Origin of the sequence: Stappia indica (assembly GCF_001696535.1) — a bacterium.
GTDB classification, from domain to species: domain Bacteria; phylum Pseudomonadota; class Alphaproteobacteria; order Rhizobiales; family Stappiaceae; genus Stappia; species Stappia indica.
The window spans coordinates 147,603-161,829 of sequence record NZ_MBQE01000002.1; the positions used below are offsets into that span (position 1 = coordinate 147,603).

14 protein-coding genes are annotated in these 14,227 nt (G+C 66.3%); 8 read left to right on the forward strand and 6 right to left on the reverse strand.

Features of this window, described 5'->3' with window-relative positions:
* Positions 1-60: 60 nt before the first annotated feature.
* A complete protein-coding gene (locus BBX35_RS08665) occupies positions 61-270 on the reverse strand; it encodes a YdcH family protein (RefSeq protein WP_067219902.1) in 210 nt (69 codons plus the stop codon).
* A gap of 412 nt (positions 271-682) precedes the next feature.
* On the opposite strand from BBX35_RS08665, the gene BBX35_RS08670 reads away from it, so the two are divergent.
* A complete protein-coding gene (locus BBX35_RS08670) occupies positions 683-862 on the forward strand; it encodes a YdcH family protein (protein ID WP_067218667.1) in 180 nt (59 codons plus the stop codon).
* Positions 863-966: 104 nt separating this feature from the next.
* Here BBX35_RS08670 and BBX35_RS08675 read toward each other — a convergent pair whose 3' ends face one another.
* Positions 967-2,604 carry an acyl-CoA synthetase gene (locus BBX35_RS08675; RefSeq protein ID WP_067218670.1) on the reverse strand — a complete coding sequence of 546 codons (1,638 nt, stop codon included), beginning with the start codon at positions 2,602-2,604 and terminating at the stop codon, positions 967-969.
* Positions 2,605-2,721: 117 nt separating this feature from the next.
* Complete coding sequence (locus BBX35_RS08680; RefSeq protein WP_067218672.1) at positions 2,722-3,486, reverse strand: sulfite exporter TauE/SafE family protein; 765 nt, start codon at positions 3,484-3,486, stop codon at positions 2,722-2,724.
* A 179-nt stretch (positions 3,487-3,665) separates the two neighbouring features.
* Between BBX35_RS08680 and BBX35_RS08685 the strand changes: the two genes are divergently transcribed.
* The 4 genes from BBX35_RS08685 (at position 3,666) to BBX35_RS08700 (ending at position 8,350) form a co-directional block, all read left to right on the forward strand.
* Positions 3,666-3,926 carry a helix-turn-helix domain-containing protein gene (locus BBX35_RS08685; protein WP_067218675.1) on the forward strand — a complete coding sequence of 87 codons (261 nt, stop codon included), beginning with the start codon at positions 3,666-3,668 and terminating at the stop codon, positions 3,924-3,926.
* A complete protein-coding gene (locus BBX35_RS08690; RefSeq protein WP_067218677.1) occupies positions 3,926-5,245 on the forward strand; it encodes a type II toxin-antitoxin system HipA family toxin in 1,320 nt (439 codons plus the stop codon). Before BBX35_RS08685 ends, BBX35_RS08690 begins: the two co-directional genes overlap by 1 nt.
* 229 nt (positions 5,246-5,474) lie before the next feature.
* A complete protein-coding gene (locus tag BBX35_RS08695; protein ID WP_067218680.1) occupies positions 5,475-7,388 on the forward strand; it encodes a propionyl-CoA synthetase in 1,914 nt (637 codons plus the stop codon).
* Positions 7,389-7,558: 170 nt separating this feature from the next.
* Entirely contained in the window at positions 7,559-8,350 is a 792-nt protein-coding gene (locus tag BBX35_RS08700) for an SDR family NAD(P)-dependent oxidoreductase (RefSeq protein ID WP_067218682.1), read from the forward strand.
* An 87-nt stretch (positions 8,351-8,437) separates the two neighbouring features.
* Here the strand turns inward: BBX35_RS08700 and BBX35_RS08705 are convergent, their stop codons facing one another.
* Entirely contained in the window at positions 8,438-10,357 is a 1,920-nt protein-coding gene (locus BBX35_RS08705) for an ABC transporter transmembrane domain-containing protein (RefSeq protein ID WP_083206145.1), read from the reverse strand.
* A gap of 275 nt (positions 10,358-10,632) precedes the next feature.
* Between BBX35_RS08705 and rpmE the strand changes: the two genes are divergently transcribed.
* Positions 10,633-10,857, forward strand: a complete 225-nt coding sequence (gene rpmE, locus BBX35_RS08710) for a 50S ribosomal protein L31 (RefSeq protein WP_067218687.1) — start codon at positions 10,633-10,635, stop codon at positions 10,855-10,857.
* A gap of 151 nt (positions 10,858-11,008) precedes the next feature.
* On the opposite strand, the gene rcdA is transcribed toward rpmE, so the two are convergent.
* Together rcdA and BBX35_RS08720 are read right to left on the reverse strand one after the other, a co-directional pair.
* Positions 11,009-11,548 (reverse strand): protease adaptor protein RcdA, encoded by a 540-nt coding sequence (gene rcdA / locus BBX35_RS08715; protein WP_067218689.1) that lies wholly within the window; start codon positions 11,546-11,548, stop codon positions 11,009-11,011.
* Positions 11,549-11,980: 432 nt separating this feature from the next.
* Positions 11,981-12,175, reverse strand: coding sequence for a DUF1192 domain-containing protein (locus BBX35_RS08720; protein ID WP_067218692.1), 195 nt, complete (start codon positions 12,173-12,175; stop codon positions 11,981-11,983).
* 162 nt (positions 12,176-12,337) lie between these two features.
* Between BBX35_RS08720 and BBX35_RS08725 the strand changes: the two genes are divergently transcribed.
* Entirely contained in the window at positions 12,338-13,348 is a 1,011-nt protein-coding gene (locus BBX35_RS08725) for an NAD(P)H-quinone oxidoreductase (protein WP_067218695.1), read from the forward strand.
* Positions 13,349-13,482: 134 nt separating this feature from the next.
* Positions 13,483-14,208, forward strand: a complete 726-nt coding sequence (locus BBX35_RS08730) for a DUF1013 domain-containing protein (protein WP_067218698.1) — start codon at positions 13,483-13,485, stop codon at positions 14,206-14,208.
* Positions 14,209-14,227 lie beyond the last annotated feature (19 nt).

Genomic DNA, 14,227 nt, shown 5'->3' on the forward strand with positions numbered 1-14,227 from the left:
GCCGCTGCTACGGCAAACCACGGCGGGGCGCCGGTCAGGGTATCCGGTCAGGGGATCCGGTCAGGCGATGATGTCGGGAAGCAGGCGATCCTCAAGCGTCGTGATGCGGTCCTTCAGCGACAGCTTCTTCTTCTTCAGCCGCTGCAGCTGCAGGGCGTCGGCACGCCCGGTCTCCACCATGGCGCCGATGGCCATGTCGAGGTCCCGGTGCTCCTGACGCAGGCGCGCAAGCTCGATGCGCACCGTCTTGTCGTCGAACTCGCTGTCCATGCCCGCATCCATGCCTCTACTCCAGACTTCCGGCGCAAACGCCCGCAAGATCAGCGGAAGAGCTCCCGCGTGTCGCAGTGCCTTTCCGAAAAGCCGATCCTCTCTCCTGCCGCGGAAACACTCCCCTCCGCAGGCAAAACCGCTTCTCGTCGCAAGGATACCGCGATGGCGGGCCGGGCGGTAGACCCGTTGAACGCGATGGTGAAGGGAGGGCATGACGAGCGGCCGGGACAGGGTGTCGCAGGCGGCGAACAGCGGGAATTCTGTCAAAACGACGTAGGGGAACAGGGCGTAAACCCGGCGCTAACGCCGATTTCGCAATCGCCGCGAGGGGCCTCGGAAGCGTTCGACAGGCAAGGCAGGCTGTGTCACACTCATGTTGTCAAACGCGAATAGGCAAGGAGGTTTGTCCATGTCACTTCAGTCGCATCTGGTCGAGTTGAGGAAACGTCACTCGGATCTTGAGCGGAAACTGGAAGAGGCGATGCGTCATCCAAGCGCGGACTCGCTGGAGATAGCCACCCTCAAGCGCCAGAAACTTCAGCTCAAGGACGAGATCGAGCGGATTCGCGCCGGTTCCACCCTGCACTGAAGACTTGCATTGACACGGGCAGGGCCGAAAAGCCCTGCCGCTGACAGCAGAAGCCGCGGCAGTGCCGCGGCTTTTGCCGTTTTGGGGCAGGCTTGCGGGCGCCGTCAGACCTTGCGGGCCATCTCGCGCAGCACGAATTTCTGGATCTTGCCGGTGGAGGTCTTCGGCAGCTCGGTAAAGACCACGTGGCGGGGGACCTTGAAGCGGGCAAGCCGCTCGCGGCAAAACTCGATGATCTCCTCCGCCCCGACCGACGCGCCGGGGCGCAGCTCGACGAAGGCGCAAGGCGTCTCGCCCCACTTGTCGTCCGGGCGGGCGACCACGGCGGCGGCCATGACGTCGCGATGCTTGAACAGCACGTCCTCCACCTCGATGGAGGAGATGTTCTCGCCGCCGGAGATGATGATGTCCTTGGAGCGATCCTTGAGCTGGATGTAGCCGTCCTCGTGCATCACGCCGAGGTCGCCGGAATGGAACCAGCCGCCGGAGAAGGCCTCGGCCGTCGCTTCCGGGTTCTTGAGATAGCCCTTCATCACGACATTGCCGCGGAACATCACCTCGCCGAGGGTCTCGCCGTCGGCCGGCACGGGCTGCATGGTCTGGGGATCGAGCACCGCAAGATCCTCCAGCGCCACGTAGCGCACGCCCTGGCGGGCCTTCAGGGCGGCCTGCTCGGCGGCGGGCCGGTCGTCCCATTCCCGCTTCCAGTCGTTGACGACGGCGGGGCCGTAGACCTCGGTCAGGCCATAGAGGTGGGTGACGTTGAAGCCCGCTTCCTTCATCGCCGCAAGCACGGCCTCGGGCGGGGGAGCCGCGGCGGTGAAGAACTCGACGATGCGCCCGTCGAGGTCGCGCTTTTCCTCGTCCGGCGCGTTGAGGACGGTCGACATGACGATGGGCGCGCCGCACAGATGGGTGACGCCCTCCTCGGCGAGTGCCTCCCAGATCTGCTTCGCACGGACCCAGCGCAGGCACACATGGGTGCCGGCGACCAGCGACAGCGACCATGGAAAGCACCAGCCGTTGCAATGGAACATCGGCAGGGTCCACAGGTAGACCGGATGCCGAGCCATGGAGGCGGTCAGGACGTTGGCCTGGGCCAGCAGATAGGCGCCGCGATGGTGGTAGACGACGCCCTTCGGATTGCCGGTCGTGCCGGAGGTATAGTTCAGCGAGATGGCGTCCCACTCGTCCGCCGGCAGCTGCCAGGCGAAGTCGGTATCGCCGGACGCGACGAAGTCCTCGTAGCCGATCTCGCCCAGCAACTCGCCGGTCTGCGGGAACTCCGGGTCGTCGTAGTCGATGACGAGCGGGGAGACCTTGGCCAGTGCCAGCGCCTCCTTCATCACCGGGGCGAATTCCCTGTCGGTGATGACGACCTTGCTTTCCGCATGGTCGAGCTGAAAGGCGAGGACGGCGGCGTCGAGCCGGGTGTTGAGCGAGTGCAGCACGGCGCCGGTCATCGGCACGCCGTAATGAGCCTCGAGCATCGGCGGGGTGTTGGAGAGCATCACCGTGACTGTGTCGTTCTTGCCGATGCCCCTTGCGGTCAGCGCCGAGGCGAGCCTGCGGGTGCGGGCATAGAACTCGGCATAGGAGACGCGCTGGCGCCCGTGCACGATGGCGATGTGTTCGGGGAAGACGGCGGCGGCCCTGGCCAGGAAGCTCAAGGGCGACAGCGGTGTGTAGTTCGCCTGGACCTTGTCGAGATCGCGCGTGAAGGGGTTGCCGTTATCGGCCATTCGTTCCTCCGAAGGTGCCCTGTCGCCGGCGCTTTTCGCTTTCGCCGTTCCCCGGCATCAAAGCGGCAAAGCGCCCGCCGATCAACCGGATAGAAAGGGGGAGGGTCTGGGCGCCGTTCAGGCGAGCAAGGCGCTCAGACCGTCCCACAGGAGCTTCAGGCCGATGACGCCGACGGCGAGATAGGTGATGCGGTAGAACAGCGCCGGCTGCACCCGCCGCACCAGCCAGACGCCGGCAAGCGTCGCCAGCGGGGCCAGCGGCAGCAGCATCGCGGAGGTGGCAAGGTTCGTCGCGTCGAACTGGCCGAGCGCGGCATAGGGCACCAGCTTGACCGCGTTCATCGAGGTGAAGAACAGCACGGTGGTGCCGGCAAAGCGGATCGGGTCGAGCCGCAACGGCAGCATGTAGATCTGGTAGGGCGGGCCGCCGGTATGGCTGACGAAGCTGGTGAAGCCGGAGATCGCGCCCCAGAAGCGGCCGGCCCATGGTCGCTGCGGCTTCGGCTCGCCTCGCCGGGCGCCACCGCGCAGATAGTCGAGCGTGAAGAGGATGGCGACGCTGCCGACCAGCAGGCGCACATGCGCGTCGCTGACATGGGCGGCCGCGAGATAGCCGATGCCGATGCCCAGGATCGCCGGCGGCAGCAGGATGCGCAGGCTCTCCCCGTCATACTTGCCGCGATAGGCGATGAGGCCGGACATGTCCATGACCACGAGGATCGGCAGCATGATGCCGGCTGCCTGCACCGGCGGGATCACCAGGCTCATCATGGGCACGCCGAGCAGCGCCAGCGGTCCGCCGAAGCCGCCCTTGGCCAGGCCGACCAGGATCACCGCCGGAATGGCGAAGGCGTAGAACAAGGGGTCGGTGACGGGGTGCAAGATGGGCTTCCTGAAGGAGGGTGCGGGGCATACTAAGGTCCCGTCCGGGAAAAGCAAACGCTATACGCCAAGGCGTATAATTTAATTATATATGTTTTAGCGTATAAAATTAGATTATACGCTGTGTTATATATTTGTCAGATATTGGGCTTGGCGTATAACGCTGTGAGGAGGCCAGCATGAGCGACCTTGCACGCAGTCCGAAGCAGATCGGCAGCATTATCCGGCGCGTCCGCAAAAAGCGGGGGCTGAGCCAGATGGAGCTCAGCGAACGGACCGGTCTTCGGCAGGGTACGATCTCGCTCATCGAGACCGGCAATCCGGCCGCACGTATCGAGACGCTGCTGGCCATCCTGGCTGCGCTCGATCTGGATTTCAGGATCAGTACGCGTGAGCCCGGCCCGTCACATACCGACGATCTCGAAGATCTGTTCGGATAATGGGGCGCCGGCCAACATACCCGCCTCTGCGGGTCTACCAGAACGGACGCCTCGTCGGCCTTCTGCTGAAGGAGCCGGGTGGAGGTGTTGCATTCCGCTATGACGCCGGGTGGCTGGAGCGGGCCAATGCGGTTCCGGTGTCCTTGTCGCTGCCTCTGCGGGAGGATGCCTATCGCGGGGAGCCGGTCCTTGCGGTGTTCGAGAACCTGCTGCCCGATTCCGACGCCCTGCGCCGACGGGTGGCCGAGACGGTGGGCGCGCGGGGGATCGATGCCTTCGCCATGCTGTCGCGGATCGGCCGCGATTGCGTCGGAGCCCTGCAGTTCGTTGCCGGCGACGAAGAGCGCAAGGAGGACGGCCCCTCGGATGGCGAAGTCCTGGACGAGGCTGCCGTCGAAAGGGTCCTTCGGAACCTTGCAATGGCACCGCTGGGTATCGAGCGGGACGAAGATTTTCGGATCTCTCTTGCCGGCGTCCAGGAAAAGACCGCTCTTCTGCGCCATGACGGACGCTGGCTGAAACCGCATGGCACGACGCCGACGACACATATCTTCAAGACGCAGATCGGGGTGCTACCCGGCGGGATCAACCTCACCGACAGCGTGGAGAACGAGTTCTACTGCCTGAAACTGGCCGAGGCCTTCGGGCTTGCCGTCAATGCGGCGGAGATATGCGTCTTCGGAGAGACGAAAGCGCTGGTGATCGAGCGCTTCGACCGTTTGCGGACGCGGGACGGCCGCCTGCTGCGGCTGCCCCAGGAAGACTGCTGCCAGGCGCTGTCGGTTCCCCCGACGCTCAAATACCAGAGCGACGGCGGGCCGGGCATGGCCGAGATTCTCGATCTGCTCAAGGGAAGCGATACGCCGCTCGAGGATCAGGAGCGGTTCCTGGCCGCCCAGATTTTCTTCTGGGCGATCGGAGCAACGGACGGGCATGCGAAAAACTTCAGCCTCTTCCTGAGGCCGGGCGGTGCGTTTCGCCTGACACCGTTCTACGACATCCTTACTGTCCAGCCGCTATTGGATGCTCGCCAGATCACGAAAAGGCAGATGAAGCTCGCCATGTCTGCCGGCCGCAACCGGCATTATCGTGTGGACGAGATACAGCCGCGCCACTTTCTGCAGACGGCCAGATTGGCCAATGTTGCCGAAAGAACGGCGTTGCGTGCGCTGGAGCACGTGGCCGGCAGGGCGGAGCGCGCTTTCGAAGAGGTGGAACAGGCCTTGCCGCCGGGGTTTCCCGAGCGGATCCACGCCTCGGTCAGGGACGCGGCCATGCCGCGCATTGCGGCGATCTCCCGCCTGTTGCGGGAACGTTGAGTTGCTTGGGAGGCGACGCCGGCGGACCTAAGCAAACTTCCCATTCGCCGAATGTATAGGGCCGCAAGGCTTGCCTTCCCCCTTTCGGTGACGGCAGATACGCAGTCGAAGACGTCCGGTCGCCGGGCGGGGGCGAGGAGGCTCCTGCGCATGCGAGCGGCGGGAAAAGGTTCGGCCTGCACGCCCCGCGCGGCGGTGCGACCGGAAGCGACAGGGAGGAGACACCCAGATGGCGAGCCGTTATCACGAGGTCTACGAGGCGTGGCAGCGCGATCCGGAGGCCTTCTGGGCGAAGGCCGCGGCCGAGATCGACTGGGTGAAGCCCTGGGACAAGGTCTTCGATCCGTCGATGGGCGGCTACGGCCAGTGGTTCGCGGGCGCCGAGTGCAACACCTGCTACAACTGCCTCGACCGGCATGTGGAGCGCGGACGCCCCGGCCAGCCGGCGATCATCTACGACAGCCCGATCACCGGCGCGAAGGCCGTCTTCACCTATGAGGAGACGCTGGCGCGGGTGAACGCGATGGCCGCGGTGCTGGCCGATCACGGGATCGGCAGGGGCGACCGCGTCATCATCTACATGCCGATGATCCCCGAGGCGGTGATGGCGATGCTGGCCTGCGCCAGGCTCGGCGCGGTGCATTCGGTCGTCTTCGGCGGTTTTGCCGCGCGCGAGCTTGCCACGCGCATCGACGACGCGACGCCGAAGGCCATCGTCGCCGCGTCCTGCGGCATCGAGCCGGGCCGGGTGGTGGCCTACAAGCCGCTGCTGGATGCGGCCATCGACATGTCCCGGCACAAGCCCGAGGCCTGTTTCGTGCTGCAGCGGCCGCAGGCCGAGGCGGCGCTGGGCGGCGCGCGCGATCACGATTTCGGCGCGCTCACCGCCGATGCGCTGGCGCAGGGGCGCGAGGTGCCTTGCGTCCCGGTGAAGGCGACCGACCCGCTCTACATCCTCTACACCTCCGGCACGACCGGCCAGCCGAAGGGCGTGGTGCGCGACAATGGCGGCCATATGGTCGCGCTGAAGTGGACCATGGAAAACCACTACGGCATCGCGCCGGGCGAGGTGTTCTGGGCGGCCTCCGATGTCGGCTGGGTGGTCGGGCATTCCTACATCGTCTATGCGCCGCTGCTGCAAGGGGCGACGACGGTGGTGTTCGAGGGCAAGCCCATCGGCACGCCCGATGCCGGCGTATTCTGGCGGGTGATTTCCGAGCACGGCGTCGTCAGCCTGTTCACCGCGCCGACGGCCTTCCGCGCGATCAAGAAGGAAGATCCCGAAGGCAAGCTGATCGGCGACTACGACCTTGCCGCCTTCCGCAGCCTGTTCCTGGCCGGCGAGCGCGCCGACCCGGACACCATCGCCTGGGCGGAGGACAAGCTCGGCGTGCCGGTGATCGACCACTGGTGGCAGACGGAGACGGGCTGGCCCATCGTCGGCAATCCGGTCGGGCTCGGCATGCTGCCGGTCAAGCACGGCTCGCCGACCGTTCCCATGCCCGGCTACGACGTGCAGGTGGTGGACGATGCCGGGCACCCGGTCGCCAGGGGCACGCTCGGCAATGTGGTGATCAAGCTGCCGCTGCCGCCGGGCTGCCTGCCGACGCTGTGGAATGCGCCGGAGCGGTTCCACGCGAGCTACCTGGAGGAGTTCCCCGGCTGCTACAAGACGGCGGATGCCGGCCTGATGGACGAGGACGGCTATCTTTTCATCATGGCGCGCACCGACGACATCATCAACGTGGCGGGACACCGCTTGTCGACGGGCGCGATGGAAGAGGTGCTGGCGAGCCACAAGGACGTGGCCGAATGCGCGGTGATCGGCGTTGCCGACCAGCTCAAGGGCCAGGCGCCCTGCGGCTTCGTCGTGCTGAAGGCCGGCGTCAACCGGCCGCATTCGGAGATCGAGAAGGAACTCGTGGCCCTGGTGCGGGAGAAGATCGGCCCCGTCGCCGCGTTCAAGCTGGCGATCACCGTCGACCGGTTGCCCAAGACCCGCTCGGGCAAGATCCTGCGCGCCACCATGCGGCAGGTCGCGGACGGGACGGAGTACCGCATGCCGGCGACCATCGACGATCCCGCGATCATCGACGAGATCGCCGCCGCGCTGAAGGAGCGGGGCCTGCCGGTCGCCGGCTGAGCAGCGGCGACAAGCACCCCGCGCCCGGCCGCCCCGGTTCTCCAGACGGTTTTGCCGCTGGTGCATCGACAGGGGCGGCGGCGCGGCCTATGTTCGCCCGCTGAGATGGCTGCCCCTTTCCGGAGCGGCCTGTCCCGAAATTGCGTGAACAGACAGCAGCGAGGAACCCCGTGTCCCTGGAAAACAAGGTTGCCATCGTCACCGGCGCGGCCGGCGGTATCGGCTACGCCATTGCGCGCCGTTTTCTCTCCGATGGCGCCAAGGTTGTCATCGCCGATGTGGACGATGCGCGCGGCGAGGCGGCCGAGGAAGAGCTGAAGTCCTTCGGCGAGGTGCGCTACGTCCACTGCAACGTCGCGGAGAAGCTCGACGTGCGCAACCTGGTGGCGGCGACGCTGGATGCCTTCGGCGACATCGACATTCTGGTGAACAATGCCGGCATCGTCATCGGCGGCGACTTCCTCGATCTCGACGAGGCGGATTTCGACCGCGTGCTGTCGGTGAACCTGAAGGGCGCGTTCCTGTGCACCCAGGCAATCGCCCGTCACATGGTCGACAAGGTGGAAGCAGGCGGCGAGCCGGGCGTCATCATCAACATGTCGTCGGTGAACGCGGTCTTCGCCATCGCCAACCAGGTGCCCTATTCGATCTCCAAGGGCGGCATGAACCAGCTGACCAAGGTCGCGGCGCTGTCGCTGGCCCCCTACGGCATCCGCGTCAACGGCATCGGCCCCGGCTCGATCATGACCGACATGCTGGCCTCGGTGAACTCCGACAAGGCCGCGCGCATGCGGGTGCTCTCGCGCACCCCGCTCGGCCGCGTCGGCGAGCCGTCGGAGATCGCGGGCGTTGCCGCGTTCCTCGCCTCGGACGATTCCAGCTACATGACTGGCCAGACGCTCTATGCCGACGGCGGGCGCCTGCCGCTCAACTACACGGTGCCGGTCGCCGAAGAGGACTGAGCCGGGCCATCCTGCTCGACACGACGAAAAAAGGCCGGGCGCCCGCAGCGTCCGGCCTTTTCGCATGCGGGCGAGAGTGAGCGCGCTCTACTCGGCGGCGGAGCTGCGGTCCTCGCGCGGGCTGTCGAAGGCCTGCGCCCCGCTCTCGAACTGCAGCTTGGCGAGCTTGGCATAGAGGCCGCCGCGCGCGACGAGATCGGCATGGGTGCCGCTCTCGACGATGCGCCCGCCCTCCATGACGATGATCCGGTCGGACTTCAGCACCGTGGCGAGGCGATGGGCGATCACGAGCGTGGTGCGCCCCTGCATCAAACCTTCCAGCGCGGTCTGCACCAGGGTCTCGCTCTCGGCATCGAGCGCGCTGGTCGCCTCGTCGAGCAGCAGGATCGGAGCGTCCTTCAGGATGGCGCGGGCAATGGCGATGCGCTGGCGCTGGCCGCCCGACAGGGTGATGCCGCGCTCGCCGACGGCGGTGTCGTAGCCCTCGGGAAGGGCGCGGATGAACTCGTCGGCAAAGGCGGAGCGGGCGGCGGCCTCGATCTCCGCGCGGGTCGCCTCGGGCCGGCCGAAGGCGATGTTGTCGGCGATGCTGGCGGCAAACACCGTGGTGTCCTGCGGCACGAGCGCGATCTGGCGGCGCAGGTCGAGCGGATCGCAGTCGCGCAAGGAGGTGCCGTCGACGCGCACCGTGCCGCTGGTGGGATCGTAGAAGCGCATCAACAGGTGGAACAGCGTCGACTTGCCGGCGCCGGACGGGCCGACGATGGCGACGGTCTCGCCGGGCGCGACATCGAGGCTGACATCGGTGAGCACGGGCAGCCCGCCGCCCGCGCCGTAGGCGAAGGAGACGCCGTCGAGCCCGACCGCGCCCGACAGGCGCGGCGGCAACTTCACCGGCGTGGCCGGGGCGGCGATTTCCGGCTCGATCTTCAGCAACTCGGACAGGCGCTCGGCGGCACCGGCGGCGAGCGAAATCTCGCCCCAGACCTGGCTGAGCTCGCCGAGGGCGCCGGCGGCGAAGATCGAGTAGAGCAGGAACTGGCCGAGCTCGCCCGCAGTGATGCGGCCGACGAACACGTCGCTGGCGCCGACCCACAGCACCGTGACGACGCTGCCGGCAATGATGAACATCGCAAAGGCGGTGAGCAGGGCGCGGGCGAAGATCGCCGTGCGGGCGGCGCGGAAGGCTTCCTCGACGCTGCTGCCGAAACGCAGGCTGGCCATCGCCTCGTTGGTGAAGGCCTGGAGGGTGCGGACGGCACCGAGCGTCTCGGATGCGTAGGCGGAGGCGTCGGCCAGCGTGTCCTGCGCATGGCGCGAGCGGCGGCGCACGCTGCGGCCGAAGGCGATGAGCGGCAGGACGATGACCGGGATCGCGCCGAGCACGAACATCGACAGGCGCGGGCTGGTGACGACCATCATCGCCGAGGCGCCGAGGAACATCATCAGGTTGCGCATGGCAATCGACGCGCTGGCGCCGACGGCTGACTTCACCTGGGTGGCGTCGGCCGTGAGGCGCGAGACCATCTCGCCGGAGCGGGCGCTGTCGAAATAGCCGGGGGAAAGGCGGATGATGTGGCTGTAGACGTCCGCGCGCAGGTCCGCGACGATCCGCTCGCCCAGCGAGGTCACCATGTAGTAGCGCAGGGCCGAGAAGGTGGCGAGCGCGGCGGCGACGAGAATGAGCACCGAGAAATAGTTGTCGACCAGCGAGGGATCGTCCGCGCCGAAGCCGAAATCGATCATCCGGCGGATGGCGATGGGCAGGACGAGCGTCGTGCCGGCCGCGCCCATCAGCGCCAGCAGCGCAAGCGCTGCACGGCCCCGATACCGGGCGAGGTACGGGAGAAGGGTGGCCAGGGGCCGCAGGTCGCGTTTTCCGCCGCGATCGGGCGTTGATGGGGAACCGTATCGGGACACGCTTTTTCTTGCTCTCTGTTCCTGCCGGATGCCTGGCGGACCATACCGGTTCGAGACGGCAAGGCCAACCTGCGCGAGCGGTCGCATTTGTCGCGGCACGGGAAACCGCGCCGGGCGGAAACTCGGCTTTGCGGCCTTGTTTTCGGCCGGGGGATGGGCTATAGGCTCGCGCTCAAGGTTTCGGGTGCTGCGCGCTTTCCGGCGTGGCCCGCCAAAGAATCCGTGACTTCGTCGAGAAGCTGCGACACGCCGCCACCGGGCGCGCCTGTCCTGCCCGACCGCCGGAGACACGCCGACAACTCAAACACGATGCGCCGCGCCTCCCCAGGGCCGGTGTAAGCCGCAGGCACGGGGACGAGAAGATGAAGAAGGACATTCATCCGGACTACCACTCCATCAAGGTGGTCATGACGGACGGCACCGAGTTCCACACGCGCTCGACCTATGGCGAGGACGGCGACTCGCTGCAGCTCGACATCGATCCGCGCACCCATCCGGCATGGACCGGCGGCGACCGCCAGCTCATGGACCGTGGCGGCCGCGTCTCGCGCTTCAAGAACAAGTACGCCGGTTTCCTGGGCAACTGATTGCCCGGAAATCCGCTCCGCTCTGCCGGGCGGTGCAAGACACGAAAAACCCCGGATGCCTCAGGCTCCGGGGTTTTTTCATGGCTTGTCACTGTGTGAGATCTTGCGCGCCCTGCTGACGAGGGCGCGCCTTGTTCGCTTGTAAGACCTGTCAGCCGAGAGAGTTGCGGCGTCCGCCGAAAGCGGCGCTGAGCACGTCGAGCTGGACGGCGACCGGGTTGTCGACCGGCACCGGTTCCGCATGGCGGCTCTCGTAGATCATCCTGTCGAGATGCTGGATCCGCTCCTGCAGGCGCACGGAGCGCTCGATCAGGTCGCGCAGGTCCTCGGGCAGTTCCTGCCAGCCGGGACCGCCGCGCGTGGAGGAGAGCGTGTCGAGGCGCACCTTGTTCTTCTCGCTGCCGGCCTGCTCGGCCGACATCTCGCCCTCGTTGACGGCACGCTGGAGCAGCAACCAGGAGGCCATCTGCATCAGCCGCGTGGTCAGCCGCATCGATTCCGTCGCATAGGCGAGGGAGCCGGCACGCGGCAGCGACTTCGACTGCACCCGCCCTTCGCCGTCGAGATACGCAGCGGTCTCCTCGACCAGGGCCATTCCGTCCCGGAAGAGCGCGGAGAACATCTCCGAATTGGCGAGCCGGTCGGCGAAGTCGATGGTGCTTCGCCGTGTGGATGAGAACCAGTCCGTCATGCGCCAGTGCCTCCTGTCCAGCTTTGTCTCAATACCTTTCAACCGCGGTGCCTGCCGGCGCTTCTGCGAGGCCTTGGCACGGCAAGTGTCCCAAATCGGGTCTATGCGGTCGGGTCAAAGTGTATCGTGCAATCGGCGTGCCACACCGTCTGGCGCAGGCGGCAAGGCACGCAACAGGGGATACACCGAAGGAGCCGGCAAAAAAAGAGCCGCGGCGTCCGCGGCTCGAAGTCATTAACAGGGAGGCGTCAAACAGAGTGGACAGGAGCCACTCGAAATCCAGATGACTGGATACCCACAGTTATGAATTGGAAAGCTTAATAAACGGTAAATGACTAAATTTTTAGTGAATCTGCTTGCCTGACTCCAGGGTGCGCAAAGTCAAATTTGAAGTAAATAGCGTGGGTTAACTATGGATGCGCGTCGCGCCAGTCATTTGCGGAACAGCGCGTCGGCGGCAGCGCGCACGCCGCCGCGGGCCTCCCGTTCGCGTTCGGTGCGCGAAATCTCTTCTGTCAAGCGCTCTATGCGCCGCGTCAAGTCATCCACAGACAGTCGCGACAGGTCTTCGCCCACGACGACCGCGGCAGCCGGTGCGCTGCCCTTCGAATCGAACTCGTCCCGCATTCCGGCGTTCTCCTCTTGCGTCCCCGCAGCGCCTCGACATGGGTCAGGATGAGTGTCCGACCACGTGCTCGTCAATTGTCAGGCCTTGCGGGACGTCTTAAACCGGGACTCGGCACGGATCGAGGAACGGGTCCGAAGACAGTCCCGAAAGAGGAGAGGCACATGAGCGACACGCCCCGCATGATGACGGCAATCGGCTTCGAGACCCCCGGTGGGCCCGACGTGCTGGTGCCGATGGAGCGCCCCGTTCCCGCGGCGGCGGCCGGCGAGGTGCTGATCCGTGTCGAGGTCGCCGGCGTCAACCGGCCGGACGTCATCCAGCGCATGGGCCACTACCCGCCGCCCCCTGGTGTCACGGACATTCCAGGCCTGGAGGTCGCCGGCACCGTCGTCTCGATCGGCCCCGACGTCTCCGGCATCGCGAAGGGCGACAAGGTCTGCGCCCTGGTGCCGGGCGGCGGCTATGCCGAATATGTGACCGCGCCCGCCGGCAGCGTGCTTCCCGTTCCCGCCGGTCTTTCGATGACGGAAGCGGCGGCGCTGCCCGAGACCTTCTTCACGGTCTGGACCAACGTGTTCGACCGGGTCGGGCTGAAGTCGGGCGAGCGCTTCCTGGTGCATGGCGGCACGTCCGGTATCGGCACGACGGCGATCCAGCTGGCGAAGGCCTTCGGTGCGGAAGTGTTCACCACCGTAGGCTCGGAAGAAAAGGCGGAGGCGGCCCGCAAGCTCGGGGCCGACCACGCGATCAACTACAACAAGGCGGATTTCGTCGAGGCGATCCTGGAGGCGACCGGCGGCCACGGGGTCGAGGTGATCCTCGACATGGTCGGCGGCGACTATGTGGAGCGGAACTGGAAGGTCGCGGCCGTGGAAGGCCGCATCTGCCAGATCGCGACGCTGAACGGCATCGCCGAGAACGTCAATTTCTCGCGCCTGATGGTCAAGCGGCTGGTCCATACCGGCTCGACGCTGCGCCCGCGCGAGGCCGCCTTCAAGGCCGCCATCGCTGCGCGCCTGCGCGAAAAGGTGTGGCCGCTGATCGAGGCCGGGACGGTGCGGCCGGTGATGGATTCCACCTTCCCGCTGGCAGAAGCCGCTGCGGCACATGCCCGGATGGAGAGCTCCGGACACATCGGCAAGATCGTGCTTTTGACCGAAGCCGCGACGTGATCCATGTTTGATTTCATGAAGGGGAACGCGTATAAGCCTGACAGTTCCCCTTCCATGCGACAGATGATTTAGGCTTTGCCGGCTCCTGCGCTCACGAGTGCGGTTCCCGGCGGAGCAAACAGGAGGCATTACACATGGCGACCACTCCCTTGATGCCCAAGGCGACGGCCGTGTGGCTTGTGGACAACACGTCCCTCAGCTTCGACCAGATTGCCGATTTCTGCAAACTCCACCCGCTCGAGGTGAAGGCCATTGCCGACGGAGAGGCCGCCCAGGGCATCAAGGGCCTCGATCCGGTGATGACCGGCCAGCTCACCCGCGAGGAGATCGAGAAGGCGCAGGGCAACACCGGCTACCGGCTGAAGCTGCAGGAGCCCAAGACCCGCGTGCCGGAGAGCAAGAAAAAGGGCCCGCGCTACACGCCGGTGTCGCGCCGCCAGGACCGCCCGAACGCGATCCTGTGGCTGGTGCGCAACCACCCGGAGCTGAAGGATTCGCAGATCATGCGCATGGTCGGTACGACCAAGCCGACGATCCTGGCGATCCGCGAGCGCACCCACTGGAACTCCAACAACCTGACCCCGATGGATCCGGTGACCCTCGGCCTGTGCAGCCAGATCGAGCTGGACATGGAAGTCGAGAAGGCCTCGAAGAACCTGCCGCCGCGGCCCGAGGGCGAGCACTACGAGGAGACGCTGCTGCCGGTCGACGAGACCACCTCCGAGGACGCGATGGCTGCCGCCTTTGCCCGTCCCGCGCCTTCGCAGCCGAAGGACGAGGAAATCGACGCCGACGCGGTGTTCGCGAAGCTCAATTCGCTCAAGGGCAAGCCCCGCGACGAGGACGACGACGACTATTAAGTCGCCCGGCGCGCGGCAG

What these genes read in the sequence shown, in the direction of transcription:
- BBX35_RS08685 (WP_067218675.1), top strand. Translation starts at nt 3,666, where the DNA reads ATGAGCGACCTTGCACGCAGTCCGAAGCAGATCGGCAGCATTATCCGG.
- BBX35_RS08695 (WP_067218680.1), top strand. Translation starts at nt 5,475, where the DNA reads ATGGCGAGCCGTTATCACGAGGTCTACGAGGCGTGGCAGCGCGATCCG.
- rcdA (WP_067218689.1), bottom strand. Translation starts at nt 11,548, where the DNA reads ATGACGGACTGGTTCTCATCCACACGGCGAAGCACCATCGACTTCGCC.
- BBX35_RS08720 (WP_067218692.1), bottom strand. Translation starts at nt 12,175, where the DNA reads ATGCGGGACGAGTTCGATTCGAAGGGCAGCGCACCGGCTGCCGCGGTC.
- BBX35_RS08665 (WP_067219902.1), bottom strand. Translation starts at nt 270, where the DNA reads ATGGACAGCGAGTTCGACGACAAGACGGTGCGCATCGAGCTTGCGCGC.
- BBX35_RS08670 (WP_067218667.1), top strand. Translation starts at nt 683, where the DNA reads ATGTCACTTCAGTCGCATCTGGTCGAGTTGAGGAAACGTCACTCGGAT.
- BBX35_RS08730 (WP_067218698.1), top strand. Translation starts at nt 13,483, where the DNA reads ATGGCGACCACTCCCTTGATGCCCAAGGCGACGGCCGTGTGGCTTGTG.
- rpmE (WP_067218687.1), top strand. Translation starts at nt 10,633, where the DNA reads ATGAAGAAGGACATTCATCCGGACTACCACTCCATCAAGGTGGTCATG.
- BBX35_RS08705 (WP_083206145.1), bottom strand. Translation starts at nt 10,357, where the DNA reads ATGCGACCGCTCGCGCAGGTTGGCCTTGCCGTCTCGAACCGGTATGGT.
- BBX35_RS08690 (WP_067218677.1), top strand. Translation starts at nt 3,926, where the DNA reads ATGGGGCGCCGGCCAACATACCCGCCTCTGCGGGTCTACCAGAACGGA.
- BBX35_RS08675 (WP_067218670.1), bottom strand. Translation starts at nt 2,604, where the DNA reads ATGGCCGATAACGGCAACCCCTTCACGCGCGATCTCGACAAGGTCCAG.
- BBX35_RS08725 (WP_067218695.1), top strand. Translation starts at nt 12,338, where the DNA reads ATGAGCGACACGCCCCGCATGATGACGGCAATCGGCTTCGAGACCCCC.